Raw genomic sequence first — 24,919 nt, forward strand, 5'->3', positions numbered from 1 at the left:
CTACCCTGTCGCGCACGTTTCTTCTGGCTGGAGTTCCCCCTTATGCATCTTGATATCGCCTGGCAGGAGGTAGATACCGTTCTGCTGGATATGGACGGCACGCTGCTCGATCTCGCCTTTGATAACTATTTCTGGCAAACGCTGGTTCCTGAAACCTATGGCGAGCAGCAGGGGATCTCCCCGGCAGAAGCGCAGGCATTCATTCGTTCGCAATATAGCGCGGTGCAACATACGCTAAACTGGTACTGTCTTGACTACTGGAGCGAGCGCCTCGGTTTGGATATTTGTGCCATGACCACCGCCCAGGGCCCGCGCGCCGTTCTGCGCGAGGATACCGTGCCCTTTCTGGATGCGCTGAAAGCCAGCGGCAAGCGCCGTATTTTGCTGACCAACGCGCATCCACATAATCTGGCGGTGAAGCTGGAGCATACCGGTCTGGCGTCGCACCTTGATTTATTACTTTCCACCCACACATTTGGTTATCCGAAAGAGGATCAGCGGTTGTGGCATGCGGTGAAGAAAGAGACGGGTTTACAGCCAGAACGTACGCTGTTCATAGATGACAGCGAGCCCATTCTGGATTCTGCCGCAAGGTTTGGCATTCGCTACTGTCTGGGGGTGACCAACCCTGACTCTGGTCTGGCTGAAAAAAGCTATCCGCGCCACCCGGGACTGAACGACTACCGCCAGATGATCCCCTCACTGACCGTGAAGGAGACGCCATGAAAGAAAAACCCTCTGACGGGGTAAGACTGGATAAATGGCTGTGGGCAGCGCGTTTTTATAAAACACGTGCCCTTGCCCGCGAGATGGTTGACGGCGGAAAAGTGCATTACAACGGCCAGCGCAGCAAACCGAGCAAGCTGGTTGAGCTTAATGCCACCTTAACGCTGCGTCAGGGCAACGATGAACGTACGGTAGTGATCAAAGCCATTACCGAACAGCGTCGACCCGCAGCGGAAGCCGTACTGCTTTATGAAGAGACAGCGGAGAGCATTGAAAAGCGCGAGAAGACCGCGCTGGCGCGCAAAATGAACGCGCTGACGATGCCCCACCCGGACCGGCGACCGGATAAAAAAGAGCGCCGCGATCTGATGAAATTTAAACACGGTGAGACTGATTAACCTCACCCGCACGAGAGATGAAAATGGCCCAACACGACCAATTACACCGCTATCTGTTTGAACAATTCGCCGTGCGCGGCGAGCTGGTCACCGTATCCGAAACCTGGAAACAGATTCTGGAAAACCACAATTACCCGCTGCCGGTGAAGACCCTGTTGGGCGAACTGCTGGTTGCCACCAGCCTGCTGACGGCGACGCTGAAGTTTGCCGGTGATATCACCGTGCAGCTGCAGGGTGACGGCCCGATGACGCTGGCGGTGATCAACGGCAATAACCAGCAGCAGATGCGCGGCGTGGCGCGCGTTCAGGGCGACGTGCCTGAAAATGCGGACCTCAAAACGCTGGTGGGTAATGGCTACCTGGTGATCACCATCTCCCCTGAGGAAGGTGAGCGCTATCAGGGCGTGGTGGGTCTGGAAGGCGATACCCTTGCAGCCTGCCTGGAAGATTACTTCATGCGTTCTGAACAGCTGCCGACGCGCCTTTTCATCCGCACTGGTGAAGTGGACGGTCAGCCTGCTGCGGGCGGTATGCTGCTGCAGGTTCTGCCTGCGCAGGACGCACAGACCAATGACTTTGAGCACCTGGCGACGCTGACCGAAACCATTAAAGCGGAAGAGCTGTTCAACCTGTCGGCGACCGACGTGCTGTGGCGTCTGTACCACGAAGAAGAAGTGACGGTTTACGACCCGCAGTCCGTGGAATTTAAGTGCACCTGCTCACGCGAGCGCTGTGCTGGCGCGCTGAAAACCCTGCCGGACGAAGAGATCGACAGCATCATGGCGGAAGACGGCGAAATTGATATGCACTGTGACTACTGCGGTACGCACTACGTGTTCAATTCGATGGATATCGCTGAGATCCGCAACAACGCCTCCCCGGCGGATCCGCAGGTTCACTAAACTTCTTTCCCTCACCCTAACCCTCTCCCCTTTGGGAGAGGCTGGGGTGAGGAACAAAAAACCCCGCTTAAGCTGAATCGTTTTCCCAATGTAACTCTTACGTAATTTTCTTACGTGTATGCGATTACATTCACATTCTTTCCGATAAAATCACCAGCCCTTAACCTTTTCGGAACATTTTCCCCAACCAAAAAGCGATTCCTGCGATAATCCGCCTGCGCTGTGACTGGAGTCGCAGCGTTTTCCGTTAGTAAGGGTTTTGTCCAGATGCGTAAATCTATGAGCCCCGTCGCGGTTAACAACCTCAGAAAAACCCTACAATTTCAGGCAGTACATATTGGCTAAGGAGCAGTGATATGCGTGTTACTGGTTTAACCCCGCAAGATCTCAAGGCTTATGGTATTCACGACGTCCAGGAAATCGTCTACAACCCCGACTACGATACGCTGTATCAGGAAGAGCTCAATCCAGCACTGGAAGGATACGAGCGTGGTGTGTTGACGAATCTTGGTGCTATCGCCGTCGATACCGGTATCTTTACCGGTCGTTCGCCGAAAGATAAGTATATCGTCCGAGACGAAACCACCCGCGATACGCTGTGGTGGGCTGACAAGGGCAAAGGGAAGAACGACAACAAACCGCTCTCTCCGGAAACCTGGCAGCACCTGAAAGGGCTCGTCACCCAACAACTTTCCGGCAAGCGTCTGTTCATTGTCGACGCTTTCTGCGGCGCAAACGCCGACACCCGTCTCTCCGTACGTTTTATCACAGAAGTGGCCTGGCAGGCGCACTTCGTGAAAAACATGTTTATTCGTCCAACCGACGAAGAGCTGCAGGACTTCACCCCTGATTTCATCGTGATGAACGGTGCGAAATGCACCAACCCACAGTGGAAAGAGCAGGGTCTGAACTCCGAAAACTTTGTGGCCTTCAACCTGACCGAGCGTATCCAGCTGATCGGCGGTACCTGGTACGGCGGCGAAATGAAGAAAGGGATGTTCTCGGTCATGAACTACCTGCTGCCGCTGCGGGGCATCGCCTCCATGCACTGCTCGGCTAACGTCGGTGAAAAAGGCGACGTGGCGGTATTCTTCGGCCTGTCCGGCACCGGGAAAACCACCCTGTCCACCGATCCAAAACGTCGCCTGATTGGTGATGACGAACACGGCTGGGATGACGACGGCGTATTCAACTTTGAAGGCGGCTGCTACGCGAAGACCATTCGCCTGTCTGAAGAGGCCGAGCCGGATATCTTCCACGCGATCCGTCGCGATGCGCTGCTGGAAAACGTCACCGTGCGTGCCGACGGCTCCATCGACTTCGACGATGCGTCGAAAACGGAAAACACCCGCGTCTCTTACCCGATCTACCACATCGACAATATCGTGAAGCCGGTGTCAAAAGCGGGTCATGCCACGAAGGTCATTTTCCTGACGGCGGATGCGTTCGGCGTGCTGCCTCCGGTGTCTCGCCTGACGGCCAGCCAGACGCAGTACCACTTCCTCTCCGGCTTCACCGCCAAGCTGGCGGGTACCGAGCGCGGCGTGACGGAGCCAACCCCAACCTTCTCCGCCTGCTTCGGCGCGGCTTTCCTGTCGCTGCACCCGACGCAGTACGCTGAAGTGCTGGTGAAACGCATGCAGGCATCCGGCGCGCAGGCCTACCTGGTGAACACCGGCTGGAACGGTACCGGCAAACGTATCTCCATCAAAGATACCCGTGCCATTATCGACGCCATTCTGGATGGTTCTCTGGACGACGCCGAAACCTTCACGCTGCCGATGTTTGACCTGGCGATCCCAACGTCGCTGCCGGGTGTGGATACGCATATCCTCGACCCGCGCAACACGTACGGTTCTCCGGAGCAGTGGCGCGAGAAGGCGGAATCGCTGGCGAAGCTGTTTATTGAGAACTTCGAGAAGTATACCGATACCCCGGCGGGTGCTGCGCTGGTGAGCGCGGGACCGAAGCTGTAGGTAAAAACAAAAAGGCAACGAAAGTTGCCTTTTTTAATGTTTTCTCCCTCTCCCCGTGGGAGAGGGTCGGGGTGAGGGCATCAGACCGCACTATCCCTCTTTCACCTGCCCTCGCGTCACCGGTACCGGCAGCCAGGCGCGAATGCTCAGCCCACCCCGCTCGCTGGTGCCAATCTCCAGCAGTCCGTTGTGGTTATCGATAATACGCTGAACAATCGCCAGGCCTAAGCCTGTGCCGCTGGTGCTGCGCGCGCTGTCGCCGCGCACAAACGGCTGGAACAGATGCTTACGCTGCTCGGGCTTGATGCCCGGACCGTCGTCTTCCACCTGGAACCAGGCGCGGTTGAGTTCAGACCCGCTGCTGACTTTAATCCAGCCGTTTCCGTAACGCGCCGCGTTGACCACCATGTTCGCCACTGCACGTTTGATGGAGAGCGGGTGCATACGAACCTGAATTTCACCGGCCTGAAGGTCGGTATCAATTTCACGCTCGTAGCCGCTTTCCGCCGCCACCACCTCGCCCAGGACCGCGTTCAGATCCGCCATCTCCATTGGCATTTCCTGCCCGGTGCGCAGGTAGTCAATAAACTGCTCGATGATGGCGTTACACTCTTCGATGTCCTTATTGATGGACTCGGCAAGGTAACCGTCCTCTTCCCCCATCATCTCCGTCGCCAGGCGAATACGCGTTAGCGGCGTGCGCAGGTCATGGCTGACGCCCGCCATCAGCAGCGTACGGTCATCCGCCAGCTGCTTCACGCCAGCCGCCATATGGTTAAACGCGCGCGTCACCGAACGGACTTCCGAGGCGCCATACTCACGTAGCGGAGGAGGAATAATCCCTTTACCGACCTGCAGCGCAGCGTGCTCCAGGTCGACCAGCGGTCGGTTCTGTATACGGATAAACAGCCACGCGCCACCTATCGCCAGCAGCATAATCGCCAGGGTGTAGCGGAACAGCGGCGAGAAGTCGCCCTGATGGATTTCGGTCAGCGGAACGCGCACCCAGATGTTGGGTGAAAGCCAGGTTTTCAGCCAGACGACGGGCGAGCTTTTGTTGACCTCAACGCGCACTTCCGTTGGGCCGCCCAGCTGCTGCGCCATCTGCTGGCTGAGGAATTCGTAGTGCTGCGCCCAGCGCAGGCCAGCGTCTTCCGCCGCCTCGTTGGAGTAGAGCGAAATGCCCAGTTCACGGTAGATTTCACGGCGAAATGCCGGGGGAACGACGAGCTGCGTGCCGTCCTCCAGCNGCACCCAGATGTTGGGTGAAAGCCAGGTTTTCAGCCAGACGACGGGCGAGCTTTTGTTGACCTCAACGCGCACTTCCGTTGGGCCGCCCAGCTGCTGCGCCATCTGCTGGCTGAGGAATTCGTAGTGCTGCGCCCAGCGCAGGCCAGCGTCTTCCGCCGCCTCGTTGGAGTAGAGCGAAATGCCCAGTTCACGGTAGATTTCACGGCGAAATGCCGGGGGAACGACGAGCTGCGTGCCGTCCTCCAGCTGCAGTTTATCGGTCATCAGCATACGGACTTCGTAGGCCAGGACCTTATTAAACTGCTGGAGGCTCGGCAGGATCGCAAAGTTCAGCACCACCAGATAGGTCGTCACCAGGCTGACGAACAGCAGGGTGACGATCAGTAACAGGGTGCGGGCAAACGAGCTACGCGGCGAGAAGCGCATTCGCCTCATGCTTTAGAGCCGTCCGGGACGAATACGTAGCCCAGACCCCATACGGTCTGAATATAACGAGGATGCGCAGGATCTTCTTCCACCATGCGGCGCAGGCGGGAGATCTGTACGTCAANGCTGGAGGCTCGGCAGGATCGCAAAGTTCAGCACCACCAGATAGGTCGTCACCAGGCTGACGAACAGCAGGGTGACGATCAGTAACAGGGTGCGGGCAAACGAGCTACGCGGCGAGAAGCGCATTCGCCTCATGCTTTAGAGCCGTCCGGGACGAATACGTAGCCCAGACCCCATACGGTCTGAATATAACGAGGATGCGCAGGATCTTCTTCCACCATGCGGCGCAGGCGGGAGATCTGTACGTCAATAGAGCGTTCCATTGCGGAGTATTCGCGACCGCGCGCCAGGTTCATCAGCTTGTCACGGGAAAGCGGTTCACGCGGGTGGCTGACCAGCGCTTTCAGGACCGCAAACTCGCCGCTGGTGAGCGGCATTGGCTCGTCTTCACGGAACATCTCGCGCGTGCCGAGGTTCAGCTTGAACTTGCCGAAGGCGATGACCGCTTCTTCCTGAGACGGTGCGCCGGGCAGTTCGTTCGCCTGACGGCGCAGCACAGCGCGAATACGCGCCAGCAGTTCACGCGGGTTAAACGGTTTTGGAATGTAGTCGTCCGCGCCGATTTCGAGACCCACGATACGGTCAACTTCCTCACCCTTCGCCGTCACCATGATGATCGGCATCGGGTTGCTCTGGCTGCGCAGACGGCGGCAAATAGAAAGCCCGTCTTCGCCAGGCAGCATCAGGTCGAGAACCATAAGGTGGAAAGATTCACGGGTCAGCAGACGGTCCATCTGCTCAGCGTTCGCGACGCTACGAACCTGGAAGCCCTGCTCGGTCAGATAACGTTCCAGCAGCGCGCGCAGGCGCATGTCGTCATCCACGACCAGAATTTTGTAGTTCTCTTGCATTGTGTGTACTCCCAAAGGTTCGGATAGTCTTTGTAACAGCGTATTCTAAAAAAGTGCACGTATTCGACCAGTTAATTCTGGTATAAATTCTAGTCGAAATTGTTACAAAGCATATTTAACAGCAGCTTATCTGCTCATTTCATCACATAAATCATTATTAATCCTGTCTGTTACACTGTGCAGTACGTATTGTGCGCAAGACAGTTAACCGGCAGGCAGCAAAGGCTTTACCATGAAAACGCCCCTGATCACCCGCGAAGGGTACGAAAAGCTCAAAAAAGAGATGGATTACCTCTGGCGCGAAGAGCGTCCTGAAGTCACCAAAAAGGTAACCTGGGCGGCAAGCCTGGGCGATCGCAGCGAAAACGCTGACTACCAGTACAACAAAAAGCGGCTGCGCGAAATTGACCGCCGGGTTCGCTATCTGACGAAGTGCCTTGAGAATCTCAAAATTGTCGATTACTCCCCGCAGCAGGAAGGCAAAGTGTTCTTCGGCGCGTGGGTGGAGATTGAAAACGATGATGGCGACACCCTGCGCTTTCGCATTGTCGGCTACGATGAAATTTTTGGTCGTAAGGATTACATCTCCATCGACTCTCCGATGGCCCGCGCGCTGCTGAAAAAGGAAGTGGGCGATCTGGCCGTCGTTCAGACTCCAGCCGGTGAAGCCAGCTGGTACGTCAATGAGATCGTCTACGTAAAATAGTCCGAGAGCGCCCTCCCCGGCTGGCATTTTGCCGTGTCAGCCCGTATAACTATCCCCTGATTTTTTCGACTCAACAGATGATAAAGCCATGATGAAAGATTCGCTCTGCCGCATTATTGCGGGTGATATTCAGGCCAGAGCCGAACAGGTAGAAGCTGCCGTTCGCCTGCTTGATGAAGGGAACACCGTGCCGTTTATTGCACGCTATCGTAAGGAAGTCACCGGCGGTCTGGATGACACGCAGCTGCGTAACCTGGAGACCCGTCTGGGCTATCTGCGCGAGCTGGAAGAACGTCGTCAGGCGATCCTCAAATCCATCGGCGAACAGGGCAAGCTGACCAGCGAGCTTGAAAGCGCCATCAACGGCACCCTGAGCAAAACCGAACTCGAAGATCTCTATCTGCCGTACAAGCCGAAGCGCCGCACGCGCGGGCAGATTGCGATTGAAGCGGGTCTTGAGCCGCTTGCCGACCTGCTGTGGAACGAACCGTCCCACGATCCGGAAACCGAAGCGGCGAAATTTATCGACGCTGACAAAGGCGTGGCGGACACCAAGGCCGCCCTCGACGGCGCACGCTACATTCTGATGGAGCGCTTCGCCGAAGACGCCGCCCTGCTGGCTAAAGTGCGCGATTACCTGTGGAAGAATGCCCACATCGTCTCTACCGTCGTCGCGGGTAAAGAGGAAGAAGGCGCGAAATTCCGTGACTACTTCGATCACCACGAACCGATCTCTACCGCGCCGTCTCACCGCGCGCTGGCAATGTTCCGCGGCCGCAACGAAGGCGTGCTCCAGCTCTCCCTGAACGCCGACCCGCAGTTCGACGAGCCGCCGAAAGAGAGTCACTGCGAGCAGATCATCATCGACCATCTCGGCCTGCGCCTGAACAACGCCCCGGCGGACAGCTGGCGCAAAGGCGTGGTGAGCTGGACCTGGCGCATCAAGGTGCTGATGCACCTCGAAACCGAGCTGATGGGCACCGTGCGCGAGCGCGCCGAAGATGAAGCGATTAACGTCTTCGCCCGTAACCTGCACGACCTGCTGATGGCCGCCCCTGCCGGCCTGCGCGCGACTATGGGTCTCGATCCGGGTCTGCGTACCGGCGTGAAGGTCGCTGTGGTTGACGGCACCGGCAAGCTGGTGGCCACCGACACTATCTATCCGCACACCGGCCAGGCAGCGAAAGCGGCCATCGTGGTGGCGGCGCTGTGCGAAAAATACAACGTGGAGCTGGTTGCCATCGGCAACGGTACGGCGTCCCGTGAAACCGAGCGTTTCTATCTCGACGTGCAGAAGCAGTTCCCGAAAGTAACGGCGCAGAAAGTGATCGTCAGCGAAGCGGGGGCATCCGTCTATTCCGCTTCCGAGCTGGCGGCCCAGGAGTTCCCGGACCTGGACGTTTCCCTGCGCGGCGCGGTCTCTATCGCGCGCCGCCTGCAGGATCCGCTGGCGGAGCTGGTGAAGATCGACCCGAAATCCATCGGCGTGGGCCAGTATCAGCACGACGTGAGTCAGACGCAGCTGGCGCGCAAGCTGGATGCGGTGGTGGAAGACTGCGTAAACGCCGTCGGCGTTGACCTGAACACCGCCTCCGTTCCCCTGCTGACCCGCGTGGCGGGCTTAACCCGCATGATGGCGCAGAACATCGTCGCCTGGCGTGATGAGAACGGCCAGTTCCAGAACCGTCAGCAGCTGCTGAAGGTGAGCCGCCTGGGGCCAAAAGCCTTTGAGCAGTGTGCGGGCTTCCTGCGCATCAACCACGGCGATAACCCGCTGGATGCCTCCACCGTTCACCCGGAAGCGTACCCGGTTGTCGAGCGTATTCTGGCTGCCACCCAGCAGGCGCTGAAAGACCTGATGGGTGACAGCAGCGCCCTGCGCAACCTGAAAGCCGTTGATTTCACCGACGACAAATTTGGTGTGCCAACCGTCACCGACATTATCAAAGAGCTGGAAAAGCCGGGCCGCGATCCGCGTCCTGAGTTCAAAACGGCGACCTTTGCTGACGGCGTGGAAACCATGAACGACCTGCTGCCCGGCATGGTGCTGGAAGGCGCGGTGACCAACGTCACCAACTTCGGTGCGTTTGTCGATATCGGCGTGCATCAGGACGGTCTGGTGCATATCTCATCCCTCGCCGACAAGTTCGTTGAAGACCCGCACACCGTGGTTAAAGCGGGTGACATCGTGAAGGTCAAAGTGCTGGAAGTGGATCTGCAGCGCAAGCGTATCGCGCTGACCATGCGTCTGGACGAGCAGCCGGGCGACACCAACGCGCGCCGTGGCGGCAATGGCGGAGGCCGCGAACAGCAGCGTCCGGCCGCGAAAGCCGCGAAGCCGCGCGGACGTGATGCTCAGCCTGCTGGCAACAGCGCGATGATGGATGCGCTGGCGGCCGCGATGGGTAAAAAACGCTAAACCCTCACCCTAACCCTCTCCCCACAGGGGAGAGGGAATAATATCGTGCCGTAATATATGAAACCGATTGCACATCCATATTTAAACCACGAATTATCACCCCGTTAACAAATACTCTTCTTTTCGTTTCCAGGCCATTCAGCAAATATTGAGCCAGGTCAAACAGGCCGTAAATTAATACCGCAAACAACATTCCGTCACAGTTTTAATATTGCTGATAAAAACTATTCTCATTATCATCCCATAGTAGATAATTTAACCTTTCGTGGAATCAGGCGTTATGCAATTCACTCCAGACAGTGCATGGAAAATTACCGGTTTTACCCGCGAAATTAGCCCAGCCTATCGGCAAAAGCTGCTGTCGCTGGGCATGCTGCCCGGCTCGTCATTTCAGGTCGTGCGCGTGGCGCCGCTGGGCGATCCGGTTCATATTGAAACCCGCCGCGTGAATCTGGTCCTGCGTAAGAAAGACCTCGCGTTAATAGAAGTCGAAGCCTTATCCCGATAACAAGCCAGCGGTTTCAGTGAGTCTAAAAAAATGAAAAAGTTAACTATTGGCTTAATTGGCAATCCTAATTCCGGCAAGACTACGCTTTTTAACCAGCTCACCGGAGCACGCCAGCGCGTGGGCAACTGGGCGGGCGTGACGGTTGAGCGTAAAGAGGGTCAGTTCACCACAACGGACAACCAGGTGGCGCTGGTTGACCTTCCCGGTACCTACTCCTTAACCACCATTTCGTCGCAAACCTCGCTCGATGAGCAGATTGCCTGTCACTATATTCTCGGCGGCGACGCGGACCTGCTGATCAACGTTGTTGATGCCTCAAACCTCGAGCGTAATCTTTATCTGACGCTGCAGCTGCTGGAGCTGGGGATCCCCTGCATCGTGGCGCTCAACATGCTCGACATTGCGGAGAAACAAAAGCTGCGCATCGACGTCGATGCCCTCTCCGCGCGCCTGGGTTGCCCGGTCGTTCCGCTGGTTTCGACGCGCGCTCGCGGTATTGATGCGCTGAAGCTGGCCATTGACCGTCACCAGGGAAATCATGACATTGAGCTGGTGCATTACGCACAGCCTCTCCTGCGCGAAGCCAACGTGCTGGCGCAGGAGATGGACAACAGCATGCCAGCGAAACAGCGCCTGTGGCTCGGCCTGCAGATGCTGGAAGGGGATATCTACAGCCGCGCTTACGCAGGGCATGCGGCTGATAAGCTGGACGCGACGGTGGCCCGCCTTAGCGACGAGCTGGACGACCCGGCGCTGCACATTGCCGATGCGCGTTACCAGGCCATCGCCTCGATTTGCGACGTTGTCAGCAACGCCCTCACGGCGGAACCCAGCCGCTTTACGGCGGCGGTGGATAAAGTTGTGCTTAACCGCTTCCTCGGTTTGCCCATCTTCCTGCTGGTCATGTACGTGATGTTCCTGCTCGCCATTAACATCGGCGGCGCACTCCAGCCCATTTTCGACGCCGGTTCCGTCGCGGTCTTCGTCCACGGGATTCAGTGGGTGGGTTACACCCTGCACTTCCCGGAATGGTTAACCATCTTCCTCGCACAGGGGATCGGCGGCGGTATCAACACCGTTCTGCCTCTGGTGCCGCAGATCGGTATGATGTACCTGTTCCTCTCGTTCCTGGAAGATTCCGGCTACATGGCGCGCGCGGCGTTCGTGATGGATCGTCTGATGCAGGCGCTGGGTCTGCCGGGTAAATCCTTCGTCCCGCTGATTGTCGGCTTCGGCTGTAACGTACCGTCGGTAATGGGCGCACGCACCCTGGATGCGCCGCGTGAACGTCTGATGACCATCATGATGGCGCCGTTTATGTCCTGCGGTGCCCGTCTGGCCATCTTTGCGGTCTTTGCCGCAGCCTTCTTTGGTCAGCAGGGCGCGCTGGCGGTCTTTTCGCTGTATGTGCTGGGCATCGTGATGGCTATTCTTACCGGTTTGATGCTGAAGCACACCATCATGCGCGGTGAAGCGTCGCCGTTTGTGATGGAGCTGCCGGTGTATCACGTGCCGCATCTGAAAAGCCTGGCAATCCAGACCTGGCAGCGCCTGAAGGGCTTTGTGCTGCGCGCCGGTAAGGTGATTGTCATCGTCAGCATTTTCCTGAGCGCGCTGAACAGCTTCACCCTCAGCGGACAGGCGGCAGATAACATTAACGACTCTGCCCTCGCTTCCGTCAGCCGCATCATCACGCCGGTCTTCAAGCCGATTGGCGTGCATGAGGATAACTGGCAGGCGACCGTCGGGCTGTTCACCGGAGCGATGGCGAAAGAGGTGGTTGTCGGCACCCTGAACACGCTTTACACCGCCGAGAACATTCAGGAGCAGGAATTTAATCCGGCAGCGTTTCATCTCGGCCATGAGCTGCTGGGTGCCGTAGAGGAGACCTGGCAGAGCCTGAAAGATACCTTCAGCCTGAGCGTGCTGGCGAACCCGATTGAAGCGAGCAAAGGCGACGGCGAAATGGCAACGGGTGCCATGGGCGTGATGGGCGAGAAATTTGGCAGCGCGTCCGCGGCCTACAGCTACCTCATCTTTGTTCTGCTCTACATTCCGTGCATCTCCGTGATGGGGGCGATTGCCCGCGAGTCCAGCCGCGGCTGGATGGGCTTCTCTGTCCTGTGGGGGCTGAATATCGCTTACTCGCTGGCGACGCTGTTTTATCAAACCGTCAATTTCAGCCAGCACCCGCGCTACAGCCTGGTCTGTATTCTCGCGGTTGTGCTGTTTAACGCGATCGTGCTCGGTCTGCTGCGGCGTGCGCGCAGCCGCGTCGACATCGACCTGCTGGCAAACCGTAAAACCGCCGCGACCTGCTGCAACAGCCCGGCGGGCGACTGTCACTAAGGAGCAAACCATGGCATCGTTGATTCAGGTTCGTGACCTGCTGGCACTGCAAGGGCGAATGGAGGCGAAACAGCTGAGCCTCAGCCTGCATACGCCGCAGCCGATGATCGATGCCATGCTGGAAAGACTGGAAGCCATGGGGAAAGCCGTGCGAATTCAGGAAGAAGCGGAGGGTTGTCTCTCCGGCAGTTGTAAAAGCTGTCCGGAAGGAAAGGCCTGCCTCAGGGAGTGGTGGGCGCTGCGTTAACAAAGCCGGGCATCGCTGCCCGGCTTTATCGTATTACTTGTAGACGTCCGCCGTAGCGCGTACGTTTTTGGTCTGTTTTTCTGCACTGGTGACGACGTAGTACGTTCCGCCCAGCTCATCCGCTTTCTTCGACAGCTCTTTGCGAGCGTCCATCGGCGCGGTGGTGTCAGACGTAGAAATCTCACCAATTTTCGTCAGATTCATGCCGGCAACTTTATCTTTTTCCAGCTCTTTTGCCGCAAAGACGCCAAATGAAAGTGACCCAATAACCAGAGAAGTGACAATACCTGTAACAAGTTTCATAGCCTGACTCTCCATAGGATTGTTGTTTTGATTATCGTAGGCAGAACAACCGCAACGACATCAGGAGTATGGTTGCGGTGTGTTATTTTTTCCAGGCAGGATAGAAAATAATCAGTCGAAACGTTGACTTAACGCAATCAGCGCTGAACAAAATTCCGTCGGATGAGAGATAAACGGGGCATGTGCGGCTTTGGCAATGATCTGCGATTCACTCTCCGGCCAGAGTGAATCCAGCAGCGGAACCACTTTGCGCGGCACAATCCCGTCGAGGTAGCCATAGATACGCAGGTGCGGCATCGTCAGGGCGGCCAGCGGCTCGCGCAGGTCAACCGTTTTCAGGAGTTCCAGTCCGCCGTTTAGCACCTCAACCTCCGGCATCGGCAGAGAAAGCACGGTCTGCTTCAGCGTTCGGGCATCCTTACGCGCGGTGTCAGTACCCATTGTCTGCAATGCCAGGAAACGCTCTACGGTCCGCTGGAAATCTTCGCTCAGCTGCTGCTGGAAGCCCGCCAGCACGTCAGGCTTGATCCCCGGCCACTCTTCCTGCGCGCTAAAACAGGGCGACGACGCCACCGTCACCAGCGCTTTTACGCGGTCAGGCTGCGACAGCGCAATCTGGCTCGCCACCAGCCCGCCCAGGCTCCAGCCCAGCCAGACCGCGTTTTGCGGCGCAGCGTCCAGAACCTGCTGCGCCATCTCATCAAGCGACAACGCGCCATACCCGCGGCTGCGGCCAAAGCCGGGTAAATCCACCAGATGCAGGGTGAAATGCGAGGCAAGTTCCTCACGTATGCAATGCCATATCTCCGCATTCAGGCCCCATCCGTGCAGCAGCACAAGATGGCAATTTCCTGTCCCTACGGTCTGCCACCACAGCGTCTTCATCAGTTACTGTTCTCTTTTTTCACATGGAGGTTGCACATGCTAACAGTACCCGGCTTGTGCTGGCTATGCCAAATGCCGCTGGCGCTCAGCGGGTGGGGCGTCTGCTCCGTCTGTACGCGAGCGCTGCAATGGCATATCGGGATCTGTCCACAATGTGGTTTACCGGCCACAAACCCCTCGCTGCCCTGTGGCCGCTGCCTGAAAAAATCCCCGCCGTGGAGCGCGCTGGTGGCGGTGGATGATTATGTCCCCCCGCTGAGCAGGCTGATTCACGCGCTGAAGTTTTCCGGGCAGAGTTCGCTGGCACAGCCCCTTGCCCGCCTGCTGTTGCTGGCGGTTTTGCAGGCGCGACGTCAGCGGGCACTGCCGAGAATTGACATGGTGGTGAGTGTCCCCCTATACCGACGTCGTCACTGGCGGCGCGGCTATAACCAGAGTGACCTGATCTGCCGCCCCCTCGCGCGGTGGCTCGGCTGCCGGTATGAGGCCGGCGCGCTTACACGTGTTCATGCCACCGCCATCCAGCATCAGCTCAGCGCCCGGCTTCGCAAAAGAAACCTCAAAAACGCCTTTCGCCTTGAATTGCCGGTCGACGGTCTCCATATCGCGATTGTGGATGATGTCGTCACCACGGGCAGTACCGTTGCTGAACTTTCCCGACTGCTTTTGCGAAGCGGCGCCGCGTCGGTTCAGGTATGGTGTCTGTGCCGTACCTTGTAGCCCTTCTTCAATGGGCGTATGATTATACCCAGGTAATTTAGTCAACTATTAGGCCAAAGCTATGATCCGTATTTCCGATTCTGCACAAGCGCACTTTGCCAAACTGCTGGCAAATCAGGAAGAAGGGACGCAGATCCGCGTGTTTGTGATTAATCCAGGCACTCCGAATGCAGAATGTGGTGTTTCTTATTGTCCTCCGGACGCTGTGGAAGCAACTGACACTGCCCTTAAATTTGAACAGCTCACTGCCTACGTTGATGAGCTGAGCGCACCGTATCTTGAAGATGCGGAGATCGACTTCGTCACCGACCAGCTGGGTTCTCAGCTGACCCTGAAAGCGCCGAACGCGAAAATGCGTAAAGTGTCTGACGATGCCCCGCTGATGGAGCGCGTTGAGTATCTGCTGCAATCCCAGATCAACCCACAGCTGGCGGGCCACGGCGGTCGTGTTTCCCTGATGGAAATCACCGACGAAGGTTTTGCCATTCTCCAGTTTGGCGGCGGCTGTAACGGCTGTTCAATGGTCGATGTGACGCTGAAAGAAGGGATCGAGAAGCAGTTGCTGAACGAATTCCCGGAACTGAAAGGCGTGCGTGACCTGACCGAGCACCAGCGCGGCGAGCATTCTTACTACTAATTCAGCATCCGTCGCTATGCCCTCTCCCACGGGAGAGGGTGAAAACATCAAAAACGGTAACCTCATGGTTACCGTTTTGCGTTTACCTGCCATATGTTGACCTGCGTCTCATAATTCAAATTTACCCTCCCAGGGTGATTCTCAATCGCGCCATGTTACCCGTATCATTCTCGTGGGCACTCAGCACCCTTATAACAGCCGACTAAACTTAATGGTTTCGCAGGCATCAGTATGAGTGCCGTTACGTCTCTGTTCCCAGTTGGGACAATCGGAATTTGTCGTTGAAACAATGACGTTACCCATAACAATTCAAAGGCCAGGTCAATCATGCCATTAGTCATCGTTGCTATCGGTGTTGTGTTATTACTGCTCTTGATGATCCGTTTCAAAATGAACGGATTTATCGCTCTGGTTCTGGTGGCACTTGCAGTCGGTCTGATGCAGGGTATGCCGCTGGTTAAAGTTATCAGTTCCATCAAAGCCGGCGTCGGCGGCACGCTCGGCAGCCTGGCATTGATCATGGGCTTCGGCGCCATGCTCGGCAAAATGCTGGCGGACTGCGGTGGCGCCCAGCGTATTGCCACCACGCTTATCGACAAATTCGGTAAGAAGAACATCCAGTGGGCGGTGGTGTTAACCGGCTTTACCGTCGGCTTCGCGCTGTTCTATGAAGTGGGCTTCGTGCTGATGCTGCCGCTGGTGTTCACCATCGCAGCTGCGGCAAGCATCCCGCTGCTGTATGTCGGTGTGCCGATGGCTGCGGCGCTGTCCGTGACTCACGGCTTCCTGCCGCCACACCCGGGTCCAACCGCTATCGCGACCATCTTCCACGCGGATATGGGTAAAACTCTGCTGTTCGGTACGATTCTGGCGATCCCGACGGTGATTCTGGCCGGCCCGGTTTATGCCCGCTTCCTGAAAGGCATTGATAAGCCGATTCCGGAAGGTCTGTACAGCGCCAAAACCTTCACCGAAGAAGAGATGCCGGGCTTTGGCGTCAGCGTCTGGACCTCTCTGGTACCGGTGATCCTGATGGCGATGCGCGCCGTGGCGGAGATGATCCTGCCGAAAGGTCATGCGTTCCTGTCCGTGGCGGAATTCCTGGGTGACCCGGTGATGGCAACGCTGATTGCCGTGCTGATCGCGATGTTCACCTTCGGTTTGAACCGTGGCCGCTCCATGGATCAGATCAACGACACGCTGACCTCTTCCATCAAAATCATTGCCATGATGCTCCTGATCATCGGCGGTGGCGGTGCATTCAAGCAGGTTCTGGTCGACAGCGGCGTGGACAAATACATCGCTGCCATGATGCATGAAACCAACGTATCGCCGCTCCTGATGGCCTGGTCTATTGCCGCGGTTCTGCGTATTGCGCTGGGTTCTGCGACCGTTGCGGCGATCACCGCGGGCGGTATCGTTGCCCCGCTGATTGCGACCACGGGCGTAAGCCCTGAACTGATGGTTATCGCCGTCGGTTCCGGTAGCGTGATCTTCTCTCACGTTAACGACCCTGGCTTCTGGCTGTTCAAGGAGTACTTCAACCTGACTATCGGTGAAACCATCAAGTCCTGGTCCGCGCTGGAAACTATTATTTCGGTGTGTGGTCTGGTCGGGGTGCTGCTGTTGAATATGGTGGTTTGACGCCACAAGGCAATAAAAAACCCGCCTCCTGGCGGGTTTTTTTATTACTACTTCCCGGCAGCTTTTCGCCGCTTGTCCAGATCCTTAATCAGCTTGTTCACCCCATCATCGGCAAACATCTTCTCAAGCGATGTGGATAGCTTGCGACGCCAGTTCTTGTACTGATAGCTGGTGCCCGGGATGTTCACCGGCTCCGCCATATCAATCCAGTCTTCCGGCTGCAGGCCCAGCAGAGCGCTGTTGCTGTCGGCAATATAGCGCTGCAAACCACGATTGAGGGTCGCGGTCATCGACATCAATGACGCCTTATGTCCGGCACGTTTCGGCAGACAGCCCTGCTTGTGCAGCGCATCCAGCAGCCCCTGTTTGGAGAGCTCGCGATCCTGATACAGGCCGCGTAACACCTCTTCATCAGGATACAGACCCAGCGTTTTGCCGAGCGTCAGATCGCCGCTTTCCCAATAGCCACGAAGCGTAGGAAGGTCATGCGTCGTCGCGACTGCCATTGACTGTTCAGGGTACGCTTTCGGCGCGCGGAAGGTTTTCTCATGGTCGTTTTCAAAATAGAGCACTTTGTAGGAGTAGACGCCGCTGTCGCGGAGCTTGCTGACAATTTCCACCGGCACGGTACCGAGATCTTCACCGATCACCATGCACTGATGACGCTTGCTTTCCAGGGCCAGGATCGACAGCAGATCGTCAACCGGGTACTGCACGTACGCCCCGCGATCGGCCGTTTCACCGTACGGGATCCACCACAGACGCAGCACGGACATCACGTGGTCGATACGCAGCGCACCGCAGTTCTGCATGTTAGCGCGCAGCAGGTCGATAAACGGCTCGTACGCGCGCGCCGCCATGACGTGCGGATCCATCGGCGGCAGTCCCCAGTTCTGACCGAGCGGCCCAAGAATATCCGGCGGCGCACCCACGGAGGCCTTCAGGCAGTAAAGCTCGCGGTCGCACCAGGTTTCCGCGCCGCCTTCCGCCACGCCGACGGCCAGATCGCGATACAGGCCGATCGGCATCTTATAGCCCTGGCTCACCTGCCAGCAGGCGGCAAACTGGCTGTACGCCAGCCACTGCAGCCACAGGTAGAAGTCCACTTCATCGGCATATTTTTTACAGAACGCTTTTACTTCAGGCGTGTCGACGGACTGATACGCTTCCGGCCAGACCGGCCAGCCCCAGCGCATTTCGTCCTCTTTCACCTGATACGCGTGCAGTGCATCAAACGCCGCCTGCCAGTAAAGGCTCTCGCCCTCCTGCGTCACAAACTGGCGGAAGGCGGCCATCTGCTCGTCGTCACGCAGCGAAAAGTCTTTCCACGCCAGGCGCAGCGCGGCCATTTTCAGCGCCGTGACGGTGGAATAATCCACCCAATCCGCGTCGCGCGCCTGCTTCAGGGCCTGCTGCGTGGTGCTGAGTTTCCACCACGTCTGCGCCTCTTTGCTGTTTTTGAAATCATCTAACGCGTTAACGTCGATATAAATCACGTTCAGCCAGCGACGGGACGACGGACTGTACGGGCTGGCGCTCTCCGGGTTGGCCGGATAGAGCGCGTGGATCGGGTTGAGCCCGATAAACGCGCCGCCGCGCTCGCCCACATCCACCAGCATCTTTTTCAGATCGCCAAAATCACCGATGCCCCAGTTGCTGTCGGAACGCAGCGTGTAGAGCTGCACGCAGGCGCCCCACAGCTTTTTGCCTTCGAGCAACGCCTGCGGCTCGTAGCAGCGTTTTGGCGCGACGATCACCCGACAGTGGAAACGCCGATCGTCCTGGGTGAGCGTTAGGGTGTGATACCCCTCCGGCAGCTTCGCCGGAAGGTTTAACGTTTTGCCGCCGGTGGCGTGGCCTTTGTGCTGATGCCCCTCTTCGGTGGTAAGCAGCCAGCTAAACTCGCCGCGCCCCTCCACCGCCAGCGGCATCTTTTTGCCTGCGGTGAATACCTTTACGTTAGGCACCGGCGCAACCGACGCTTTCGCGTCGGTTTTGTGCATGGCATCCAGCAAACGTCTTTTGGTGTCGGCGCCAATAGACTGCGGTTTGCCGTGAGCATTAATGTAACTGAGGCTGATCCCCGCCGCCTGCGCGGCGCTGTCCAGACGTTTACTCTCCATCGCGCTTCCTTAGCGTTTTGCCTGCCAGATACGGGCCTGATAATCACGGATTGAACGGTCAGAGCTGAACATACCGCAGCGGGCGGTATTCAGAATGCACGCGCGGGTCCACGCTTCCTGGTCGCGATACAGCACGTCAACCTGCTTTTGCGCTTCAACGTAGGCCGTGAAGTCCGCCATCACCAGATACGGGTCACCGCCGTGTTTGTCCATGCTGTGCAGCATCTGGTCAAACGCGTGCTTGTCACCGTCGCTGTATTTACCGCTTTCCAGCTCCTTCAGCACCGCGTCGAGCACCTTGTCTTTCTTACGCCATTTCACCGGGTCATAGCCTTTAGCCTTGATGGCTTTCACCTCTTCCACGGTGTGGCCGAAGATAAAGATGTTCTCTTCGCCCACCTTCTCTGCGATTTCGACGTTGGCCCCGTCGAGCGTACCGACGGTCAGCGCGCCGTTCAGCGCCAGCTTCATGTTGCCGGTACCGGACGCTTCTTTACCTGCAGTCGAGATCTGCTCGGAGATATCCGCCGCCGGGATCAGCATTTCGGCCGCCGAGACGCAGTAATCCGGCAGGAACACCACCTTCAGCTTGTCGCCCACTTTCGGATCGCTGTTGATCGCCGCCGCCACTTTATTGATGGCGAGGATAATGTTTTTCGCCAGGTAGTAGCCCGGAGCCGCTTTCGCACCGAACAGGAACACGCGCGGCACGCGGTCGGCCTGCGGGTTCTCGCGGATCTCTTTGTACAGCGCCAGAATGTGCAGCAGGTTCAGGTGCTGACGTTTGTACTCGTGCAGGCGTTTGATCTGGATATCGAAAATGGCATTCGGGTTGATCTCAATCCCGGTACGCACTTTCACGAACTCCGCCAGACGAACCTTGTTCTCCAGCTTGATCGCGCGGTACTGCTCGCGGAATTTCGCGTCGTCAGCCTGTTTTTCCAGGTTGATGAGCTGGTCCAGATCGTTGGCCCACTCTTTCTTCAGGGTCTTGTCAAGCAGACCGGCCAGCAGCGGGTTGCACTGCTTGATCCAGCGACGCGGCGTGATGCCGTTGGTCACGTTGTGGAATTTGGTCGGCCACAGCTGGTGGTATTCCGGGAACAGATCTTTCACCACCAGATCCGAGTGCAGCGCCGCCACGCCGTTCACCGCAAAGCCGCTGACCACGCACATGTTCGCCATGCGCACCTGCTTATCGTGAACCACCGCCAGCTTCGCCCAGACCGCTTTGTTGCCCGGCCAGGTTTTATCCACCAGGGTTTTAAACTGGTCGTTAATCTTATTGATGATCTGCATGTGGCGCGGCAGCAGCGTTTTCACCAGCTTCTCATCCCAGCACTCGAGCGCCTCTGGCATCAGGGTGTGGTTGGTGTAGGCGAAGGTACGGCTGGTGATGGCCCAGGCGTCATCCCAGCTCAGCTGATGCACGTCGATCAGCACGCGCAGCAGTTCCGGGATCGCAATCGTCGGGTGCGTGTCGTTGAGCTGAATCACTTCGAAGTCCGGCAGCTGCGCCAGCTTGCGGCCCGCCAGGTGATGGCGACGCAGAATGTCCGCCACGGAGCAGGCGCACTGGAAGTACTGCTGCATCAGGCGCAGCTTTTTACCGGCCAGGTGGTTGTCGTTCGGGTAGAGGACTTTGGTTAGCTTCTCGGCGTCGATGCCCTGCTGCTCGGCGCGCAGGAAATCGCCGTCGTTGAATTTGGTCAGGTTAAACGGATGGGCGTGCTTCGCCTGCCACAGACGCAGCGGCTGCGCCACGCCGTTACGGTAGCCGAGCACCGGCAGATCCCAGGCTTCACCGGTAATGGTGAACGCCGGTTCCCAGAGACCTTGTTTCGTCACTTTTCCGCCAATGCCAACCTGGACATCCAGCTGCGCGTTGTGGCGGAACCACGGATAGGTATTGCGATGCCAGTCGTCCGGCGCTTCCATCTGATGGCCATCGGCAAACGACTGACGGAACAGGCCGTACTGATAGTTCAGACCGTAGCCGATCGCCGACTGGCCGACAGTCGCCATGGAGTCGAGGAAACAGGCCGCCAGACGTCCCAGGCCGCCGTTGCCCAGCGCCGGGTCAATCTCTTCTTCCAGCAGGTCGGTCAGGTTAATGTCGTGTTCTTTAAGGACGTCACGAACGTCCTGATACCAGCCGAGGTTCAACAGGTTGTTGCCCGTCAGGCGGCCAATCAGGAATTCCATCGAGATATAGTTCACGTGACGCTGGCCATTAACAGGCTTTGCCACCGGTTGAGCATCCAGCTGCTCTGCGAGCGCACCGCTCACGGCCTGCCACCACTGGTGAGGCGTCATTTCGTTTGCAGCATGAAGGCCAAAACGCTGCCACTGACGCGTCAGGGCAGCCTGGAATTGAGCTTTGTTGAAGGTAGGCTGTGACATAGGGGATCGGCATCCTTTAGAAAGAAAACACAAGTTGGCGCTAGTGTGCCTGGCTCATTTCACCTCTTCCTCCTCCCGTGGGGGATTAGACAGGGAGGAGTAGCGGGGATGAGCAGAAAAGTGTGATCAAGGCCACTCTCAGAGCATAGTTCGAGTGTGCCCGGAAGATAAAAAACTAACCGGGGAGAATGTCAAAGAAATGAAATGCAGTTTCGGGTGAAATTGATCCGTTCTGAAATGATTACTTACGTAGAATAATAATTTAGCCATCGGGTTACCTCTCAGGAGACTATTACTCTCACTCAACTTTACCCGCACTTTATTAAATTTGACGTCACTATACCTTTATGAAACCAGTTTCAGCGCAGCGGCAATGTATACAGACAAGCCAGCAGTGACGCGGCGTTACGGCCCTTTCGAGAAAGTTCCAACATTTGCCTGAATGTTTTGTGACAGAGTGCAAATTCAGAACCACAAAACCCAGACATAACTTGCAATAGTTCTCTTTCTGTTCGACCTTATATCGTATTAATTACGAAGCCCAAAAAAAATAAAATCTCTCGTTCCCCACAGTGAAGTGAAACCTATGTTGATTCCGTCTAAATTAAGTCGCCCGGTTCGTCTTGACCATACAGTGGTCCGCGAGCGTCTGTTGGCTAAACTTTCCGGCGCGCATAATTTCCGACTGGCGCTGGTTACGAGCCCTGCAGGTTATGGAAAGACAACGCTCATTTCGCAATGGGCCGCAGGTAAGAGCGATCTTGGCTGGTACTCCCTCGACGAGGGCGATAACCAGCAAGAGCGTTTTGCCAGCTATCTGATTGCCGCCATACAGCAAGCCACCCATGGACACTGCGTCGCCAGTGAGGTGATGGTGCAAAAGCGCCAGTACGCCAGCCTGTCCTCCCTTTTCTCTCAGCTGTTTATCGAACTGGCCGAATGGCATCGCCCGCTTTACGTGGTGATTGATGATTACCATCTCATCACTAACCCGGTGATTCATGAATCGATGCGTTTCTTCCTGCGCCATCAGCCGGAAAACCTGACTTTAGTGGTGCTGTCACGCAACCTGCCGCAGCTGGGTATCGCCAACCTGCGCGTGCGCGATCAGCTCCTGGAAGTGGGCAGCCAGCAGCTGGCCTTTACCCACCAGGAAGCGAAACAGTTCTTTGACTGCCGCCTGAACTCACCAATTGAGGCCGCCGAGAGCAGCCGTCTGTGCGACGACGTCGCGGGCTGGGCCACGGCGCTGCAGCTTATCGCGCTCTCTGCCCGACAAAACAACAGTCCGGCGCATCAGTCTGCCCGGCGTCTGGCGGGCATCAACGCCAGTCACCTTTCTGACTATCTGGTGGATGAGGTGCTGGACAGCGTCGATCCCTCAACCCGAAATTTCCTGCTGAAAAGCTCTCTGCTGCGTTCCATGAACGATGCGCTCATCGTGCGCGTAACGGGCTGTGAAAACGGTCAGCTGCAGCTCGAAGAGATTGAACGTCAGGGCCTTTTCCTGACGCGCATGGACGATCCCGGCGAGTGGTTTAGCTATCACCCGCTGTTTGGCAGCTTCCTGCGCCAGCGCTGTCAGTGGGAGCTGGCGGTTGAACTGCCGGAAATCCACCGCGCCGCTGCCGAAAGCTGGATGGCACAAGGCTTCCCGAGCGAGGCCATTCACCACGCGCTGGCCGCCGGCGATGCCAGCATGCTGCGCGATATCCTCCTCAACCATGCGTGGGGCCTGTTTAACCACAGCGAACTGACGCTGCTGGAAGAGTCTCTCAAAGCCCTGCCGTGGGAAAGCCTGCTGGAGAACCCGCGTCTGGTGCTGCTGCAGGCCTGGCTGATGCAGAGCCAGCACCGCTACAGCGAAGTGAACACCCTGCTGGCGCGCGCCGAGCAGGAGATGGAAAGCGAGATGGATACCACCCTGCACGGCGAATTTAACGCGCTGCGCGCTCAGGTGGCGATTAACGACGGTGACCCGGAGGAAGCCGAACGTCTGGCGATGGTCGCGCTGGATGAACTGCCGCTGGCTAATTTCTACAGCCGCATCGTTGCGACCTCGGTGCACGGCGAAGTGCTGCACTGCAAAGGCGACCTCACGCGTTCGCTCTCACTGATGCAGCAAACCGAACAGATGGCGCGTCGTCATGATGTCTGGCATTACGCGCTGTGGAGCCTTATCCAACAGAGCGAGATTTTATTCGCACAGGGGTTCCTGCAGGCCGCCTGGGAGAACCAGGAAAAAGCGTTCCAGCTGATTCGTGAACAGCACCTGGAACAGCTGCCGATGCACGAGTTCCTGCTGCGTATTCGCGCTCAGCTGCTGTGGGCATGGTCGCGTCTGGATGAAGCAGAAAGCTGCGCCCGCCAGGGTGTGGATGTCCTTTCCAGCTTCCAGCCTCAGCAGCAGCTGCAGTGCCTGGCGCTGCTGGTGCAGTGCTCGCTGGCGCGCGGCGATCTCGATAACGCCCGCAACCATCTGAACCGCCTGGAGAACCTGCTCGGCAACGGTCAGTATCACAGCGACTGGGTTTCAAACGCCGATAAGGTCCGGGTGATTTACTGGCAGATGACCGGCGATAAAAAATCCGCCGCCAACTGGCTGCGTCAGACGCCAAAACCGGAATTTGCTAACAACCACTTCCTGCAGAGCCAGTGGCGCAACATTGCCCGCGCGCAGATCCTGCTCGGTGAAGTAGAGCCCGCAGAGATTGTGCTGGAAGAGCTGAACGAGAACGCGCGCAGCCTGCGTCTGATGAGCGACCTGAACCGCAACCTGCTGCTGCAAAACCAGCTCTACTGGCAGGCGGGTCGTAAAAACGATGCCCAGCGCGTGCTGCTGGAAGCGCTGCAGCTGGCTAACCGCACCGGGTTTATCAGCCACTTTGTGATTGAAGGTGAAGTGATGGCGCAGCAGCTGCGCCAGCTTATTCAGCTCAACACGCTGCCGGAGCTGGACCAGCATCGCGCCCAGCGCATTCTGCGCGAGATAAACCAGCATCATCGGCACAAGTTCGCGCATTTTGATGAGAACTTCGTTGAGCGTCTGCTGAACCACCCTGAAGTGCCGGAGCTTATCCGCACCAGCCCGCTCACTCAGCGCGAGTGGCAGGTTCTGGGGCTGATTTATTCAGGCTACAGCAACGAGCAGATTGCCGGCGAGCTGGCGGTGGCGGCGACCACCATCAAAACGCATATCCGCAACCTGTATCAGAAGCTGGGCGTGGCGCATCGTCAGGATGCGGTGCAGCATGCGCAGCAGCTGTTGAAGATGATGGGGTACGGGGTTTAGGTTTTATGAGGCCTGATGCCCTCTCCCACA

General features: G+C 57.4%; 19 protein-coding genes and 2 pseudogenes. 13 read left to right on the forward strand and 8 right to left on the reverse strand.

Annotated features, from left to right (window positions below):
- Positions 1–42: 42 nt before the first annotated feature.
- From yrfG to pckA, 4 genes are all read left to right on the forward strand, one after another.
- Complete coding sequence (gene yrfG, locus LA04_RS20095) at positions 43–726, forward strand: GMP/IMP nucleotidase (protein ID WP_047652887.1); 684 nt, start codon at positions 43–45, stop codon at positions 724–726.
- Positions 723–1,124: a ribosome-associated heat shock protein Hsp15 gene (gene hslR / locus LA04_RS20100; protein ID WP_029740483.1), complete on the forward strand. Its 402-nt coding sequence runs from the start codon at positions 723–725 to the stop codon at positions 1,122–1,124. The genes yrfG and hslR overlap by 4 nt, the downstream gene beginning before the upstream one ends.
- A 17-nt stretch (positions 1,125–1,141) precedes the next feature.
- Positions 1,142–2,026 carry an Hsp33 family molecular chaperone HslO gene (gene hslO, locus LA04_RS20105; RefSeq protein ID WP_161495995.1) on the forward strand — a complete coding sequence of 295 codons (885 nt, stop codon included), beginning with the start codon at positions 1,142–1,144 and terminating at the stop codon, positions 2,024–2,026.
- 356 nt (positions 2,027–2,382) lie between these two features.
- Entirely contained in the window at positions 2,383–4,002 is a 1,620-nt protein-coding gene (gene pckA / locus LA04_RS20110; protein ID WP_047652888.1) for a phosphoenolpyruvate carboxykinase (ATP), read from the forward strand.
- 90 nt (positions 4,003–4,092) lie between these two features.
- Here pckA and envZ (LA04_RS20115) read toward each other — a convergent pair.
- The 4 genes and pseudogenes from envZ (LA04_RS20115) to ompR form a co-directional block, all read right to left on the reverse strand.
- A pseudogene (gene envZ / locus LA04_RS20115) lies at positions 4,093–5,250 on the reverse strand (two-component system sensor histidine kinase EnvZ); the annotation flags it as partial.
- A gap of 3 nt (positions 5,251–5,253) precedes the next feature.
- A pseudogene (gene envZ, locus LA04_RS25350) lies at positions 5,254–5,688 on the reverse strand (two-component system sensor histidine kinase EnvZ); the annotation flags it as partial.
- Positions 5,685–5,774, reverse strand: coding sequence for a hypothetical protein (locus tag LA04_RS25355; protein WP_262197270.1), 90 nt, complete (start codon positions 5,772–5,774; stop codon positions 5,685–5,687). The gene LA04_RS25355 and the pseudogene envZ (LA04_RS25350), both read right to left, overlap by 4 nt.
- A 159-nt stretch (positions 5,775–5,933) precedes the next feature.
- Complete coding sequence (gene ompR, locus LA04_RS20120; protein WP_001157751.1) at positions 5,934–6,653, reverse strand: osmolarity response regulator transcription factor OmpR; 720 nt, start codon at positions 6,651–6,653, stop codon at positions 5,934–5,936.
- A gap of 232 nt (positions 6,654–6,885) precedes the next feature.
- On the opposite strand from ompR, the gene greB reads away from it, so the two are divergent.
- The 5 genes from greB (at position 6,886) to feoC (ending at position 12,882) form a co-directional block, all read left to right on the forward strand.
- A complete protein-coding gene (gene greB / locus LA04_RS20125) occupies positions 6,886–7,359 on the forward strand; it encodes a transcription elongation factor GreB (RefSeq protein WP_014885539.1) in 474 nt (157 codons plus the stop codon).
- 88 nt (positions 7,360–7,447) lie between these two features.
- The gene (locus LA04_RS20130; RefSeq protein WP_047652889.1) at positions 7,448–9,778 is read left to right on the forward strand and encodes a Tex family protein; all 2,331 of its coding nucleotides are present in this window, start codon (positions 7,448–7,450) and stop codon (positions 9,776–9,778) included.
- Between the two features lie 280 nt (positions 9,779–10,058).
- Positions 10,059–10,286 carry a ferrous iron transporter A gene (gene feoA, locus LA04_RS20135; protein WP_008503050.1) on the forward strand — a complete coding sequence of 76 codons (228 nt, stop codon included), beginning with the start codon at positions 10,059–10,061 and terminating at the stop codon, positions 10,284–10,286.
- Positions 10,287–10,316: 30 nt separating this feature from the next.
- Positions 10,317–12,635, forward strand: coding sequence for a Fe(2+) transporter permease subunit FeoB (gene feoB, locus LA04_RS20140; RefSeq protein WP_047652890.1), 2,319 nt, complete (start codon positions 10,317–10,319; stop codon positions 12,633–12,635).
- A gap of 10 nt (positions 12,636–12,645) precedes the next feature.
- Positions 12,646–12,882, forward strand: a complete 237-nt coding sequence (gene feoC / locus LA04_RS20145) for a [Fe-S]-dependent transcriptional repressor FeoC (RefSeq protein ID WP_041911908.1) — start codon at positions 12,646–12,648, stop codon at positions 12,880–12,882.
- Between the two features lie 33 nt (positions 12,883–12,915).
- Here the strand turns inward: feoC and LA04_RS20150 are convergent, their stop codons facing one another.
- A complete protein-coding gene (locus LA04_RS20150; RefSeq protein WP_023309499.1) occupies positions 12,916–13,185 on the reverse strand; it encodes a YdgH/BhsA/McbA-like domain containing protein in 270 nt (89 codons plus the stop codon).
- Between the two features lie 111 nt (positions 13,186–13,296).
- Positions 13,297–14,070, reverse strand: a complete 774-nt coding sequence (bioH, locus tag LA04_RS20155; protein ID WP_047652891.1) for a pimeloyl-ACP methyl ester esterase BioH — start codon at positions 14,068–14,070, stop codon at positions 13,297–13,299.
- Between the two features lie 36 nt (positions 14,071–14,106).
- On the opposite strand from bioH, the gene gntX reads away from it, so the two are divergent.
- From gntX to gntT, 3 genes are all read left to right on the forward strand, one after another.
- The gene (gntX, locus tag LA04_RS20160; protein ID WP_047652892.1) at positions 14,107–14,790 is read left to right on the forward strand and encodes a DNA utilization protein GntX; all 684 of its coding nucleotides are present in this window, start codon (positions 14,107–14,109) and stop codon (positions 14,788–14,790) included.
- Positions 14,791–14,851: 61 nt separating this feature from the next.
- Positions 14,852–15,427, forward strand: a complete 576-nt coding sequence (gene nfuA / locus LA04_RS20165) for a Fe-S biogenesis protein NfuA (RefSeq protein ID WP_008503055.1) — start codon at positions 14,852–14,854, stop codon at positions 15,425–15,427.
- A gap of 327 nt (positions 15,428–15,754) precedes the next feature.
- Positions 15,755–17,071 (forward strand): gluconate transporter, encoded by a 1,317-nt coding sequence (gene gntT, locus LA04_RS20170; protein ID WP_024907902.1) that lies wholly within the window; start codon positions 15,755–15,757, stop codon positions 17,069–17,071.
- A 47-nt stretch (positions 17,072–17,118) separates the two neighbouring features.
- On the opposite strand, the gene malQ is transcribed toward gntT, so the two are convergent.
- Positions 17,119–19,194 (reverse strand): 4-alpha-glucanotransferase, encoded by a 2,076-nt coding sequence (malQ, locus tag LA04_RS20175; RefSeq protein ID WP_047652893.1) that lies wholly within the window; start codon positions 19,192–19,194, stop codon positions 17,119–17,121.
- A 9-nt stretch (positions 19,195–19,203) separates the two neighbouring features.
- A complete protein-coding gene (gene malP, locus LA04_RS20180; protein ID WP_047652894.1) occupies positions 19,204–21,597 on the reverse strand; it encodes a maltodextrin phosphorylase in 2,394 nt (797 codons plus the stop codon).
- A 586-nt stretch (positions 21,598–22,183) separates the two neighbouring features.
- Here malP and malT point away from each other — a divergent pair.
- Positions 22,184–24,889 (forward strand): HTH-type transcriptional regulator MalT, encoded by a 2,706-nt coding sequence (gene malT, locus LA04_RS20185; protein WP_047652895.1) that lies wholly within the window; start codon positions 22,184–22,186, stop codon positions 24,887–24,889.
- The last annotated feature ends 30 nt before the right edge of the window (positions 24,890–24,919 follow it).

The organism is Enterobacter sp. UCD-UG_FMILLET (assembly GCF_000762975.1).
Lineage (GTDB): Bacteria > Pseudomonadota > Gammaproteobacteria > Enterobacterales > Enterobacteriaceae > Enterobacter > Enterobacter dykesii.

What these genes read in the sequence shown, in the direction of transcription:
- gntT (WP_024907902.1), top strand. Translation starts at nt 15,755, where the DNA reads ATGCCATTAGTCATCGTTGCTATCGGTGTTGTGTTATTACTGCTCTTG.
- malQ (WP_047652893.1), bottom strand. Translation starts at nt 19,194, where the DNA reads ATGGAGAGTAAACGTCTGGACAGCGCCGCGCAGGCGGCGGGGATCAGC.
- malP (WP_047652894.1), bottom strand. Translation starts at nt 21,597, where the DNA reads ATGTCACAGCCTACCTTCAACAAAGCTCAATTCCAGGCTGCCCTGACG.
- LA04_RS20150 (WP_023309499.1), bottom strand. Translation starts at nt 13,185, where the DNA reads ATGAAACTTGTTACAGGTATTGTCACTTCTCTGGTTATTGGGTCACTT.
- yrfG (WP_047652887.1), top strand. Translation starts at nt 43, where the DNA reads ATGCATCTTGATATCGCCTGGCAGGAGGTAGATACCGTTCTGCTGGAT.
- feoB (WP_047652890.1), top strand. Translation starts at nt 10,317, where the DNA reads ATGAAAAAGTTAACTATTGGCTTAATTGGCAATCCTAATTCCGGCAAG.
- ompR (WP_001157751.1), bottom strand. Translation starts at nt 6,653, where the DNA reads ATGCAAGAGAACTACAAAATTCTGGTCGTGGATGACGACATGCGCCTG.
- nfuA (WP_008503055.1), top strand. Translation starts at nt 14,852, where the DNA reads ATGATCCGTATTTCCGATTCTGCACAAGCGCACTTTGCCAAACTGCTG.
- hslO (WP_161495995.1), top strand. Translation starts at nt 1,142, where the DNA reads ATGAAAATGGCCCAACACGACCAATTACACCGCTATCTGTTTGAACAA.
- malT (WP_047652895.1), top strand. Translation starts at nt 22,184, where the DNA reads ATGTTGATTCCGTCTAAATTAAGTCGCCCGGTTCGTCTTGACCATACA.
- LA04_RS20130 (WP_047652889.1), top strand. Translation starts at nt 7,448, where the DNA reads ATGATGAAAGATTCGCTCTGCCGCATTATTGCGGGTGATATTCAGGCC.
- LA04_RS25355 (WP_262197270.1), bottom strand. Translation starts at nt 5,774, where the DNA reads ATGGTGGAAGAAGATCCTGCGCATCCTCGTTATATTCAGACCGTATGG.
- greB (WP_014885539.1), top strand. Translation starts at nt 6,886, where the DNA reads ATGAAAACGCCCCTGATCACCCGCGAAGGGTACGAAAAGCTCAAAAAA.
- bioH (WP_047652891.1), bottom strand. Translation starts at nt 14,070, where the DNA reads ATGAAGACGCTGTGGTGGCAGACCGTAGGGACAGGAAATTGCCATCTT.
- hslR (WP_029740483.1), top strand. Translation starts at nt 723, where the DNA reads ATGAAAGAAAAACCCTCTGACGGGGTAAGACTGGATAAATGGCTGTGG.
- gntX (WP_047652892.1), top strand. Translation starts at nt 14,107, where the DNA reads ATGCTAACAGTACCCGGCTTGTGCTGGCTATGCCAAATGCCGCTGGCG.
- pckA (WP_047652888.1), top strand. Translation starts at nt 2,383, where the DNA reads ATGCGTGTTACTGGTTTAACCCCGCAAGATCTCAAGGCTTATGGTATT.
- feoC (WP_041911908.1), top strand. Translation starts at nt 12,646, where the DNA reads ATGGCATCGTTGATTCAGGTTCGTGACCTGCTGGCACTGCAAGGGCGA.
- feoA (WP_008503050.1), top strand. Translation starts at nt 10,059, where the DNA reads ATGCAATTCACTCCAGACAGTGCATGGAAAATTACCGGTTTTACCCGC.